At 34.7% G+C, this 13628-nt stretch carries 12 protein-coding genes; all 12 read right to left on the bottom strand.

From position 1 onward, the window contains the following. Nucleotides 1-377 precede the first annotated feature (377 nt). The 12 genes from KI363_RS15510 to KI363_RS15455 all read right to left on the bottom strand — a co-directional run bounded on the left by KI363_RS15510 (nucleotide 378) and on the right by KI363_RS15455 (nucleotide 13492). Nucleotides 378-1514 (bottom strand): EpsG family protein, encoded by a 1137-nt coding sequence (locus KI363_RS15510; RefSeq protein ID WP_212966924.1) that lies wholly within the window; start codon nucleotides 1512-1514, stop codon nucleotides 378-380. Nucleotides 1515-1569: 55 nt separating this feature from the next. After that, nucleotides 1570-2622: a glycosyltransferase family 2 protein gene (locus tag KI363_RS15505; RefSeq protein ID WP_212966923.1), complete on the bottom strand. Its 1053-nt coding sequence runs from the start codon at nucleotides 2620-2622 to the stop codon at nucleotides 1570-1572. Nucleotides 2623-2702: 80 nt separating this feature from the next. Further along, nucleotides 2703-3158: an FAD synthase family protein gene (locus KI363_RS15500; protein WP_212966922.1), complete on the bottom strand. Its 456-nt coding sequence runs from the start codon at nucleotides 3156-3158 to the stop codon at nucleotides 2703-2705. A gap of 27 nt (nucleotides 3159-3185) precedes the next feature. Beyond that, on the bottom strand, nucleotides 3186-4382 hold the full coding sequence (locus KI363_RS15495) for a CDP-glycerol glycerophosphotransferase family protein (protein ID WP_212966921.1): 1197 nt from the start codon (nucleotides 4380-4382) through the stop codon (nucleotides 3186-3188). Nucleotides 4383-5008: 626 nt separating this feature from the next. Further along, nucleotides 5009-6109, bottom strand: a complete 1101-nt coding sequence (locus tag KI363_RS15490; RefSeq protein ID WP_212966920.1) for a glycosyltransferase family 4 protein — start codon at nucleotides 6107-6109, stop codon at nucleotides 5009-5011. Between the two features lie 5 nt (nucleotides 6110-6114). Beyond that, entirely contained in the window at nucleotides 6115-6978 is an 864-nt protein-coding gene (locus KI363_RS15485; RefSeq protein ID WP_212966919.1) for an NAD-dependent epimerase/dehydratase family protein, read from the bottom strand. Beyond that, on the bottom strand, nucleotides 6975-7604 hold the full coding sequence (locus tag KI363_RS15480; protein ID WP_212966918.1) for a sugar transferase: 630 nt from the start codon (nucleotides 7602-7604) through the stop codon (nucleotides 6975-6977). The genes KI363_RS15485 and KI363_RS15480 overlap by 4 nt, the downstream gene beginning before the upstream one ends. 156 nt (nucleotides 7605-7760) lie before the next feature. Continuing rightward, nucleotides 7761-8639 carry a UTP--glucose-1-phosphate uridylyltransferase GalU gene (gene galU, locus KI363_RS15475; RefSeq protein ID WP_212966917.1) on the bottom strand — a complete coding sequence of 293 codons (879 nt, stop codon included), beginning with the start codon at nucleotides 8637-8639 and terminating at the stop codon, nucleotides 7761-7763. A gap of 24 nt (nucleotides 8640-8663) precedes the next feature. Beyond that, the gene (locus tag KI363_RS15470; protein ID WP_212966916.1) at nucleotides 8664-10487 is read right to left on the bottom strand and encodes a polysaccharide biosynthesis protein; all 1824 of its coding nucleotides are present in this window, start codon (nucleotides 10485-10487) and stop codon (nucleotides 8664-8666) included. Between the two features lie 456 nt (nucleotides 10488-10943). Further along, nucleotides 10944-11711 carry a tyrosine-protein phosphatase gene (locus tag KI363_RS15465; RefSeq protein ID WP_212966915.1) on the bottom strand — a complete coding sequence of 256 codons (768 nt, stop codon included), beginning with the start codon at nucleotides 11709-11711 and terminating at the stop codon, nucleotides 10944-10946. 352 nt (nucleotides 11712-12063) lie between these two features. Beyond that, a complete protein-coding gene (locus KI363_RS15460; RefSeq protein ID WP_212966914.1) occupies nucleotides 12064-12759 on the bottom strand; it encodes a CpsD/CapB family tyrosine-protein kinase in 696 nt (231 codons plus the stop codon). After that, nucleotides 12752-13492: a YveK family protein gene (locus tag KI363_RS15455; RefSeq protein ID WP_212966913.1), complete on the bottom strand. Its 741-nt coding sequence runs from the start codon at nucleotides 13490-13492 to the stop codon at nucleotides 12752-12754. Before KI363_RS15455 ends, KI363_RS15460 begins: the two co-directional genes overlap by 8 nt. Nucleotides 13493-13628: the final 136 nt, after the last annotated feature.

Genomic DNA, 13628 nt, shown 5'->3' with positions numbered 1-13628 from the left:
ACAATCATTTTTCGGAAATCATCGTTATACCGTTTCCCATTATTTTTCTTACTCATCGGACACATCCTCCTTAAAAGTCATTGTATAAATTTAACTTAGATGTGTCCATGAAACTATACTAGCATCAATTATTTTTCTTTTTAATAATAAGAGGTAGAAATACATAAAATTCATTGGAAACCTTGGCGCTTAAATATAGATCAGCTATATCCTTTTACACTCCAACTGCGTTATCTTAAAAATGCGCCGAAAACTTTAATTATGATGATGCTCGATCTTTAACGAAACAGTGTATGCTATTGTAGGCAATAAATGTATAAACGAAATGTTTTGATTCAGTATTTTAAATAATTCCATTTTGTTATATTTCCATTAATCTAATTTAAAAAAAGATTTTCAGTAAAAAAAGGAATTAAAAGTCTTTCTGAAGGTGTTTTAACAACTAAATCCATTATTAACCACAAGGCAACGCTTCCTATTACAGTAGTATTAAAAGCAAATTTGTAAGGACTTCCCTTATTAATTTTATTTGAAGCTATACCGTAAATTATAAAATTTAAAATCAAAAGATTTCTAATAAGACGATAAAAGTGAACATTCATGATAAATAGTGGTATAAAAACAGTTGATAGTACATTAATCCAAAAAATCAAATTACTAAAATTTAGATCCCTATAACCACTTTCATTAATAAGTTCATGACCTTCCGTTGAATTAGATTTACGTGCTATAATTTTCCGAGCCCAATTAAGAAGCAAAAGATTCGTTATTTGTAATAATACCGGGATTAAAAAGCCGATATCAGTACTAGTACTCAAGTATTTTTCTGCCTTTTCCACATCAACCAAATTTATTATCTGCTGTATAAAAGGGATCTGATTATTATTAAGGACAATTACTATAGAAAAAAAGATTGTTAAAACTGCAATAGTTTTTATTAATTTATTTTTATGTTTTGTATTAACAAATATCAAAATAGCATAAAATATAAATGATGTATGAACCGCTGTAGCGACGAAAACTAATATTAAAAATTTTAATTTACCTTTAAACGAATCCTTTTCTAAAAATATTATAGCTACTAGAAGGATGGTCATTGCAATAAAGTTACGAAACTGCTCACTATCGATAATCATAGGATACATTATATACAATAGAAAGACATAGTTTGAATTACAGCTATATCTTTGAATTACTACTTTATAAATTATTATAAAACATATTCCGGTAAGAATGACTCGGAAGGTGAAAAAGTCTAATTTAAAGAGTGTACCAGCCTTCATAAGAGCAGTGTACAGAACCTGTAAATTATCAAAAAGCCCAGTTATACTAATTTCACCGTAATGTCTAAGGTAGTTATCATAATCGCTCCAAAAGGTATAGCCTGGACCAGCATTTCCGACTAATAATATTATTACAATTATAGTAATTATTGTTAATATTTTTGAACCCTTATTTCTAAACGCGAATATTAAGTTTAGGAATAATATTAAAAGATACACAAATAGAGTCATTTTTTTTCCTGCTTTTTATTTATATATTTGTTTAACTTTCATTAAAGAAACTAAACTACCACTTTTCCCCAAAGAGGGAATTATTAAGCTTTAACATATTCAATAATAGCTTACTCTTTCCGTTTCCATAAAGAAACGTGAACAGAGCTTGACTTGGGCTTTTCCTGAATATTTCCATTAAGCATTTATTATCTAGTTTATAATGAAGATGTGAATTTTCCCTGAGTGAAGATATTAATTGTATCTTTTCTTCCTTGTTTAAATTACAATCTTTATGCAAGAGCTGATATGTGATTATACTCATAATATATTTATTAATTGTACAGATAATCTCAATGTTATTTTCTTTAGTTTGATCTAGTTTTCTCCAGATTCTCTCTTCAGTTTTTGCAGTAGATATTAATGAATCAACTTTATTTAAATTGAACTTCCGTGAGGTTGAGGATGCATTTCTTCTAAAATGTGTATAACAAATATTCGGATTTAACACCAATACTTTTGTGTTAAGAAAGGCACGCATTGTAAAATCAGCATCCTCACTTCCAAATTTCATTTCTTCATCAAATTTAATCCCATTATCACGTATCATTCTAGTTCTATATAGACCATTCCAAACATTAATAAGTGTACCAAAGGATCTAATAAAAAAATAGTTTGTCTTTAATTCAGCATCTTTGTAAACTAATAACTCAGGTATGTTTGTTTCCCTCTCCCGTACTACTTCACCATTGTCAAGTACATCGACAAGTTTTCTACCAAATTTCACCATGTCGGCATTAAACTCTTTTGCCAATGTATAATTAGCCTCTAACAAATCTTGGGAGTAGAAATCATCATCATCACAAAATGCAATATACTCTCCTTTTGCAATATTTAGCCCACTATTTCTAGCTGCACAGATACCACCATTAGTATCATGATGAATAACTCTTATTCTAGAATCATTTCCACTTAACTTGTCACATAGTTTCCCACTATTATCATTAGATGCATCATTGACTAGAATCAACTCAAAGTCTGTAAAAGTTTGTTCTAATATACTTTGTACAGCTTCTTGTAAAAAGTCTTCAGAATTGTATACAGGCATAACAACACTAATTTTCACCATTTTATTTCTCCTTAAAATAATAAGCTAATTTTCCACAATATGAGGAACACCGACTTGAACCTTACTTTAATCAAGATTGTTCAAACTTTTGACGGTAAATCTCCCTTTTGCATTTCTAAATTCTTTAATAAAACCTCCCTTAAGATTGTAGAAGAAGTTCCTTTAGTATAAGAAAAGTACCTAACACTAACATTTCTCTTTGCAAATTCCCTTTCATACTCTTCCCACTTAGGAGTACCTTTCCAATCGTCCCCTTTAAAAATGACATCAAACTTCAAGTCGTTCCAAGCGGCCAACTTATTAGTATTATTTTCCGCTACCACTTTATCAACGTATTTTATTGATTCGACTATCTTTATTCGCTCATCAAAGGATACTATAGGTCTTTTATTCTTCACCCTAGAAACCTCGTCATCAGTGGTAACACCAACTATTAAATATTCACATTGGGACTTTGCCTTTTTTAATATATTTAAATGCCCCACATGAAATAAGTCGAATACACCTGTTGTATAACCTATTTTATATTTTTTCATAAAAAAAACCACCTATTCCTACACATTTTATTTTATTTGATCTAAGATATATTCCGCTACTTTTTGTGACGCCTGTCCAGTCTCTTTTGTTCCATAAAAGTTCAATATCTCCTTGCAATTTCTTCCAGTGCTTCCCCATTCTATATTTTTCAAAAGCTCAATTAATTCTTCATTATTTTCTGCAATCCAATATGGTGAATTATTTAAATCAAAATATAGTCTTTTGCCCCCCATTATATATTTTTCCCTGTCGGGCTGAAATAATATAATTGGTTTGTTGAGTAATGCGAAATCTCCTGCACTGGAAGAATAATCTGTTATGAGAAAATCTGATATTAATAATAATTCGTTCATATCATCAATTAAATTACCATTAATTATTTTTTCATTATTTTCTGGAATGTTATCTAAACCTCTAATAGAACTATGTGCTCGCACAATGCAGATCCATTCATTTTTTGTGAGATCCTCTAGTTCTTTAATGGTATTAAGCAAATTAAAAGTACTGGGTTGAAGTTTGTTTTCGTTTACTGCATTATGTCTGTAGGTTGGTGCATACAACAAAACTTTCACATTTTCTTCTATACTAAGTAGTCTTTTTATTCTTTTCTTCCTTAACGGATTATTTTCAATTAACATATCATTTCGTGGACAACCATACTTTAAAATTTCTCCCTGATAATTAAATGCGCTTCTAAACTTTTTATCTCCATAATCAGATCCTGACACCATTAAATCACAAATTTTACTTTCTAAAATTCTAAAGTCCTTCGTAACATGAGGGGAATCAAGAACAACCTTTTTAAAACCTCTATCACCATGCCACGTCTGAATGTATTTCTGTTTCTTACTTTTATATATAAATAAGGGCTTGCAACTATTATCTACCCACACTTTAGCGGTTGCTAAAGCCTTTATGCCTGTAAGTGAATATACTTTCTTTCTTATTACATATTTAGGAACTACATCATTCTTTTCATCTGGGTCATGAAATAACCACACAATTTTCAGATTCGAATCTAGTTGATTTAACTTCTCAGAAATTGCTTTTGGATTACCAGAGTAATATTTTCCTCCAAAACTAATAAAAACAATTTTATTATTATCAACACCCAAAATTTTATTGCAGGTAAACATAAATACCTTTAAGATTGTTCCAATTGAATTCATAAAAAGCTTTCTTATTAATGGTTTTCTTTTTATTCGCTGTATAATAACGTTCAAATTCTTCCACCTCATTTTTTAAACGGATTGATGTTAGAGTAGTCCTGCGAACATACAGCAGTTAGGTAAGTAATATTATTCCTAGAAGGTATGTCCAATTGTAAACAAAAATACAGGTAAAGGATTTAATGGAAATTTCAAAAAGAAAGTTGTTGTAATTTTTCATGTCGAAAACTTACCAAAAGACATTCTAATAAGCGAAATTCCTTTACTACATACCTTATTAATAAATACTATCAAAGGATATGAATCCTCTACGTAGAGGATAGGTATTATCAGAAACAACTTCATAGAAGTATTAGTACAGAAGTACACAGGATTGTTAGGCAGACAGCTTAATCATCTATCTAGCATCTAAGTCATGACTTTCCAGGAAATAACGGATAAATAAGTCCTGTTCGTCGCACCACATAAAAACTAGTTTACTGCAGAAGTATAGTAGCTTAGAGCTCTCAACTTCCCAAGAATCATTTTAATAACATCCATCACTTAACCTTTTTATCTATAATATTGCATTTTAGATTAGTGCCAGATAGCTTTCCTTCTTTTTAATATAAATTTTAAATTAGTACCAGTTATCAAATGCTTCATCATATCTATATGTTTAAAAGATTATATATTTTGTTTTACTTAGCTAGTATTGTATTTATTTCTTTTATGTAGGAATCTACTACAATTTCTCTATCAAATTCCCTTTCTACTTTTAACCTTCCCTTAAGTCCCATATTTATTTTTTCTTTATAACTGAGCTCTAAAAATTGTTCGATTTTTTTAATAAGATCATTACTATTTTTTTGTTCAATTATAAAGCCATTTATTTTATCATCAATAATTTCACGACAACCACTTCTATCAGTTGCTATAATAGGTCTACCGCACGCTGCACTTTCAAGTAATACATTGGACATTCCTTCAGGATAATACGTTGGATGGATTGTACAGTGACATTTTTTCAATACCTCTCTAATATCCCGAACCATTCCGTGATATTGAATAACTCCTTTACTTTGGAATATACTTAACTTTTCTTCGTAGGTTTCCTCACAGAATCCACAAATATGAAATTCTGTATTTGGATATTTATTCTTTATATATTGAGCAGCCTCTAGATATTGCTCAATTCCCTTTTCCTTCATTATTCTCGATATAAAAACGAAATGAATCACATCATTCGGTGGAAAGTCTAAAACAGTATATCTTTTAAGGTTAACTCCCGAACCTGGAATTAACTTATGTTTTTCAATAGATATCTTATTATCAATAAAGAATTGCATATTTTCGATATTTTGAAAAAAAACGCGATTAATCTTTTTAAAAGAAATTCTATATAATATAATTGATAGTTTTTGAATTAACCCCTTATTTTCAACAGCTGTACCTAAACCCGTAATATTAGCTATGTAAGGCACACCTAATAATCTACAAGCCATCCCGCCATAAATATTAGGTTTTATTGTAAAAGAAAGTACTACATCAGGGTTAATTTCTTTAATATTTTTTTTGTAATAAAATATTAGTTTTAAATCTTCAATAACATTTTTTCCATGACGTGCTAATGAAACAGGTATATATTTACACCCCATAGAAATTAACTCATCAATTTTCTCTCCATGGGGAGAGGAAATATATACCTCATATCCCTCATCAAGTAAACGTTCAACCAGTTCAAGTCTAAAATTATATATCACTACTTCGTGGTTAACCAAGATAAATATCTTTTTTGCCATTGTAATTATTCCCTGCTTTCAGTTTGCTCTATTGAGCTCCTAAAATTCCTAACCCTATAATTATCTTTGTATTTACTGATTTTTTGTTCATAAATTAAATTACCAAACACCTTATTAATCATACTACTTTTATTAATCAAAACTCTTAAAAACGGGTTAAAAATTGTTACTAATCTAATGCTTTTTCCATGAATCATGGCAATTTCCTTCACCATCTCACTTGTCTTCACATACTCCCTATTTTGTGGGAAAAACAAGCCACTCTCCTCATTCTCGATCATAAGCTTAATAAATTCACTTAAATTATCAATATGAAGCATACTTCGCTGATTGTCGACGTTAGGGAATATTGGTAGTTTCCTAGCTGCTTTTGCTAACTTTGGATAATTTCCTTTAGAATCTTTTCCATAAATCATTGGTGGGCGAATGATTACAATATTAAATTTGTTATCTCCAAATTCTTTAATGCCTTCCTCAGCCTGAAGTTTACTGTTTCCATAAAAATTACTTGGTTTAGGGATCGTGTTCCTATCGATTATTTGTTTATCCTTTGTGCTATCACCGTAAACAATGATGCTGCTTAGAAAAATAAATTGCTTTACACCCTCTGCTTTTGCCTTCTTTGCAATCTCTATCGTAAGATCACGATTGACTTTATAATATTGCTCTTCCATTTTGGGGTCTGTTGAAACATGCGCAATTCCAGCAACGTGCAAAATAACATCGAAGGATGAAAAGTCCTTGTTTCTCCATGAATCATCTCTCATACTCATTTTTTCTATAGAGTATTTGTCAGATTGATTAGCCACCCATTTTTCGAAAGAATTGCCAACATAACTATTTTTCCCAGTGATAAGTATTTTTTTCATTTGGATAGGTTCTCCTTACCGCTAGCTATTTCCTTTCTTGTACCAGTTCCACCTTCTACAACACCATCATGTTTCAGTACACTGATAATTGTTCCAAAGAAGCATCTAATATCCATCCCTAATCCAATTTTCTCTACATATTCCCCATCCAATCTAGCCTTTATATCAATGGGGAGCTCATCTCTACCATTAATTTGTGCCCACCCGGTTAATCCTGGTGGTATATCGTTCGCACCATATTTATCTCGTTCTTCAATCAAATCATATTGATTCCAAAGGGCAGGACGGGGTCCGATAATACTCATTTGTCCAACAAAGATATTCCAAATTTGTGGAAGCTCATCTAATGAGGTCTTTCTTAAGAACTTACCGACCTTTGTTATGTATTGATCTGCATCCCCCAGTAAATGAGTGGGCGTATCCTTCGGTGTATCGATTCTCATCGTGCGAAACTTTAAAATATGGAAATGCGTCTTGTGTATCCCCACACGTTTTTGTTTAAAGAAGACGGGACCTTTTGAATCTAGCTTAATCGCAATAATAAGGATCAAGTAGATCGGTGATAAAATGACTAATCCTATTAGCGATAATATAATATCTATTAATCTTTTTACTTTAAGATACATTTCTATTGCACTCCTTGGGTGTTTAGTGAATTAATACTTAGCTTGTACGCATAATCAAACTAACTACTAATTCACTAATTTATTTCATTTTTAATGCTCCAACTTAAAAAAAACTCTGTCCATATAGTTTATTTTAAAATGAACAGAGGTCCTTTATTATACTATTTCTTTCTCTTTTACAATCCCTTGTAAATAAGTGAACAGCTCATCCTTCAATTCATGATCTTGCAAAGCCATTTCAATCGTTGTTTGAATAAAGCCCATTTTCTCTCCTACATCATATCGTTTACCTTCAAAATCATAGGCATAGACCTTTTGTAATTCATTTAAATGTTGAATAGCATCTGTCAATTGAATTTCTCCACCAGCCCCGATTTCTTGGCGGTCTAAGAAAGTAAAGATTTCTGGAGTAAAGATATATCTACCCATAATCGCCAAATTAGATGGTGCTGTCCCTGCCTTCGGCTTTTCAACGAAATTCTTCACTTGGTAACGTCGCCCTTCTTGAGTGGAAGGATCAACAATCCCATAACGATGGGTTTCATTCCCTGGCACTTGTTGTACACCTACGACAGAGCTTTGTGTTTCCACAAATTGTTGAATCAATTGTTTAAGTCCGGGCGTTTCCGCTTGAACAATATCATCTCCTAGCAAAACCGCAAAAGGTTCATTACCGATAAATTTCCTCGCGCACCAAACAGCATGTCCTAATCCCTTAGGTTCCTTTTGACGGATATAATGAAGATCTACATTGGCAGGTTGCTTCACCTTCTCGAGCAAATCATATTTCTCTTTCTGGACAAGATTGTCTTCCAGTTCAAAATTATGATCGAAGTGATCTTCAATGGCCCGTTTTCCTTTTCCTGTGACGATGATAATATCTTCAATGCCAGAGGCTACTGCTTCTTCGATAATATATTGAATCGTCGGTTTATCGACGATCGGAAGCATTTCCTTCGGCATTGCTTTGGTTGCTGGTAAGAATCTAGTTCCCAGACCAGCGGCAGGGACAATGGCTTTTTTGACAGTTCTCAATGAAATATCCTCCTATATTTATCCTTAACTAATCCCAGCTTTTACTTTTTCTTTATTCTTCCAATTGGCTGTTGCTAGTACGGTATCTCGTGTTTCTTCTATATTTAAGTGCTCAAAGCGATCAATGATCTCAAATAGCTCAGCTTTATCCATTGGCTCAGCTTTCCCAATATGAATCTTCGGAAAGACCTGTTCCCTTTGTACTTCATTTTCATTAAGAAGTTCTTCGTACATTTTCTCGCCAGGGCGAATGCCACTATATTCAATGCCGATTTCTTCTAATGTATATCCTGATAAAGTGATTAGATTTTTCGCTAGGTCGGAAATTTTGACGGGTTCGCCCATATCTAAGACAAAGACTTCCCCACCACGGGCTAAGACGCCAGCTTGGATGACAAGACGTGAAGCTTCCGGGATCGTCATAAAGTATCTTGTCATATCCGGGTGTGTGACGGTGACCGGTCCACCTGCTTCAATTTGCTTTTTGAATAAAGGAATCACGCTACCGCGACTTCCCAGCACGTTCCCGAAACGAACCGCTACAAATTTCGTTTGGCTTTCTTTCGCCAAGTTTTGAATAATCATTTCCGCAATCCGTTTTGTCGCGCCCATTACATTTGGTGGATTGACCGCTTTGTCGGTTGAGACGAGTACAAATGTGTGAATACCAAATGTGTCACATGCTTCCGCCACATTTCTTGTGCCAAATACATTGTTTTTCACAGCTTCTCTTGGGTTATATTCCATTAGCGGCACATGCTTATGAGCGGCTGCGTGGTAGACAACATCTGGTTGATAGTCATTCATTACTTCGAAGATACGACTACGATCTTGCACATCGGCAATGATAGGGATAATCTCCATTTCCTGCCCATATTTCTTTTTCAGTTCCATATCAATATTATAAATGCTAAATTCACCATGTCCTAATAGCAATAGTTTTTTTGGTGCAAAATGACAAATCTGTCGACAGATCTCCGAGCCAATTGAACCACCTGCCCCTGTGACAAGAACTGTTGCCCCTGTAATCGATTCCGTAATTTGACTAATATCTAATTTCACTGGGTCGCGTCCTAATAAATCTTCTACTTCTACATTTCGAATCGCACTAACGGATATTTTACCGGTTATGACATCTTCGATAAGCGGCATGATTTTTACATCTGCGTCTGTTTGTGCGCAAACCTCATAAATTCGTCTAATTTCTTTTTTCGATAGCGAAGGGATCGCAATGATAATATCTTCAATCTCTCTTTTCTCGACAATGTCAGGAATTTGTTCAATGGTACCGCAAACGGTCAGTCCGAATATTTCCAATTTGTATTTCGTAAGATCATCATCAGCAAAGGCAACAGGAATTTGCTCCCCTTCTTCATGATGAAGCAATTGCCTAGCGACCGTTGTCCCGGCAGAACCAGCACCGACAATTAATGTCTTTCTCTTTTCCACTTTTGATTTAATCAAGCGATCACGGACCATTCGCCAGGAAAAGCGCGACCCGCCAATTAAGAGGATATGTAACATCCATGTAATAAACAGCACACGCGTATACACATGTCCAACTGCAATCAATTGGGCTACTGCCGCCGTTAAAATCGAAAATGTCACGGCTTTGGCAATACTCATTAATTCTCCAACACTCGCATACTCCCAAACTTTATTGTACAAACGATAGATAAAAGCAAATAGATGATGACTAGTTAATAAAATGAGCGAACTCATTAGGAGTAATTTTGATGTGTAAAAGTCTGAGTATGGGTGCAAAATAAAATACCCGATATAAATCGAAAACAACACAATGGCAGAATCCAATAGAATCAGCAACGATAATCGTTTTGGATACGTCAATGAACATCCCTTCTTTTCATCATGATATATGTATAAATAGGCAAATTTAAATGTCTAACGAAAAGGCAAGTTAGCACTTGCTCATTCGTTAGACATTTAACTAGGAAAACCGAAAGTTAAGGATCAATAAGGATGAATAAGGACCAAAGGCTAAGGTCGCGCCATCCTGGCGCAACGCCTTTGTGACCAACGTCCTGTTGGCCTCGGGCATCTAACCCGTCCTCACATCACCCTCTTGACAACGAATGTGTCTAAGGAGAAGGTTGTACTCCTCCCACAGGATGACCGAGTGCCCCCGTTGATAACGGATTGGAGACATAACCGAAAATCTATCTGCTTTTAGTCCTAGTTCCTTCGGGTTACTCACTATATCGGTATAACTTTATAATTGAATCGTCTATTAAGCAGAAGAATGAACAGCTAAGAACGCGCTGTTCTGACCAACATCCTGTCGGCCTAAAAAAGTCCTAGAAATTTCTTCTTTTTAACTGGCTTAGGGATATCGCGATCAATGTCTTGTCCATCTAGAATTAGTTCTGCATTTTGCAGAAACATGTCCACATAATCTAGACCGTATTTTGTTTCCACTAGATCAAATGCCTCGGCCATTTTAAATCCCCGAGTCGTTGTATTGTGCGCATCTGAGGCTAGAAAATGGGTTAAATTGTTTTCTATTAATTCAAAGCTAAACTTTTGGATTTTTTTGCCGAAGTAACCTGTGAGGCTTCCTGTTGTTACTTGGGAAGCAGCGCCATTTTTCACTAAATGATAGAGTTTGTTCGGGTGTTCGATTAATTCCGTGTTTCGTTCTGGGTGGACAATCACTGGAATTAATCCTTTCATCTGAATGTCATAGCAAAGTTGATCGGTATAACGTGGTACATGGTTGGTTGGGAGTTCGATAAATACGTAGTGAGAGACATTCCCTAGCGTGAGGATCTCTCCTGCTTGATAATCCTCGATGATCTCCCCGTAAATACGATTCTCTTGACCTGGCAATATCTCAAGATCAACATGTTCAGATTGTAGATATTCGTTTAATTCTTTTACTCTTTCAATTATATCTACCTTTGTATTGTCATAATGACCATTTTTATGATGGGGGGTCGCAATGATCGTATGGATCCCTTCACTTACGGCCTGTTTCGCCATTAATAAGCTGTCTGTATAATGACTTGCGCCATCATCTACGCCAGGAAGTATATGGCAATGGATATCAATCATTTACCTCTTCTCCCTTCATGAATGTAAAGTACTTTTTCTCAAACTCTCAACTGAATGTTGCAAAGTTTTAAAGCGTAACAGCCTGTTGGATATTTTTTAAAAAAGCGACTGGTTTTTTTAGAACGAACAAGTCTACTATCACGCTGATCTAAATGACCTTACGATCTCAATAGTCCAAATTGATCACGAAGGTCATTTTGGACTATTTCACGTAGGAATGTCAATCCTTTTTAAAAAATGTGAAGAAACGTTAATTTTTATGGAAAAATTTGGGGTTTTAATAGAAATATCAGGAAACTCTTTACCCTAAATAAAGAGATATCCCACTCTTTTAAAGTGGGTCTTTTCTAGGTTAATTGGTCCCATAATAATAGTAGTAATCGGTCTTTTCCATTTTCTTATTATTGAGAACGACTCCTAGTAGTTTCGCTTGTGCGGCTGATAGGAGTTCTTTTGTTTTTTGCGCAGATTCGAGTTCTGTTTTGCCACTTGCCACAACCAAAACGGTTCCATCACACTTATTTGCCAAAATCTGCGCATCTGTGACCGCTAATACAGGAGGTGTGTCAAAGATAATCAGATCGTATCTTTCTTTTGCCTTTTCAAAGAAAATCTGCATCCCTTTGGAACCAAGCAATTCCGCTGGGTTTGGTGGGATTGGACCGGATGGCAATACGTTTAAATTTTCGATATCGGTTGATCTTGCCGCTGCTTCTAAAGTCGCCTGACGAGTGAGAACATTCGTTAATCCTGTCGTATTGGTGACACCAAAGGTATAGTGTACAGTTGGTTTTCGCATATCGGCATCGACAATCAGTACCTTTTTCCCTTGTTGGGCAAAGACGACCGCTAAATTGGCTGTCGTTGTCGACTTTCCTTCTGCTGGACCGGATGATGTCACCATTAAGGTACGGATTTCTTCATCGACCGCAGAAAATTCGATGTTTGTGCGAATCGTTCGATATTGTTCCGAAATTGGTGATTTCGGATTCGCTTTGGCGACTAATTTACGTCGTCCCGATTGCGGTGTTAGATTTTGTTTAGCCAACTTGCTCACTCCTTACTCGTGTACTGCGACTACTGTTGACTTTCCTTTGAATTTTTTGATCTTCAATATTCGCTACAGCCCCGAGCATCGGTAATTCAAGCAGTTTTTCAATATCTTCGGCTGTTTTCACGGTGTTGTCAAGGTATTCGAGTAAGAAGGCGATCCCCACTCCGAGCATCAAGCCAACAACAGCGGCAATCGCAATATTTAGCAGCGGTTGTGGTTTGACTGGCGAGACCTCTGGGCCTACTTCCGCTTTTGTTAAGATATTTACGTTATCGACATTCATCAAATCGACGATGTCTTTTTCAAAGACGTCTGCGACTTTATTGGCAATTGTAACGGCTTGATTGGGATCAGGATCTTGCACCGTCACGTTCACAACTTGTGAGTCCGTAGCACTTTCCACACTGATTTTATCTTTCAATTCAGTTGCTGTCATATCGAGATCCAAATCCGCGATCACTTTGTCCAAAATTCTCGGACTTGTCATGATTTGATTGTATGTATTAATCAACTGCAAATTGGTTTGGATTTCCGATGGATTATAAGCTGGCTGATCATCTTTTGATTGATTGACTAATAATTGCGTTGTAGATTGATAGATAGGTGTAAGCACAAAAAAACTGACAGCTCCACTTAGGACCATTGCCACCACTGTAATCAGTACAATTAAGGTCATTCTTTTACGTAGAGTCTGCATCAGCTCTTTTAAACTGATTGTTTCTTCCATAATATCCTCCCTGGATGTTTGTCGACTATTCTATTAACGTGTATTATTATAGCATAGTATACAAGTTTTTGAATGACTATTTTTAATTTTACAGGGGAATTTATACTAGGTAAATATTTTCACTTTTGCTAGAAGA

Source organism: Lederbergia ruris (assembly GCF_018332955.1).
Classification (GTDB): Bacteria; Bacillota; Bacilli; order Bacillales; family Bacillaceae_C; genus Lederbergia; species Lederbergia ruris.
Note: the sequence above shows the minus strand (reverse complement) of the source record. Positions and strands in the feature narration are given on the sequence as shown.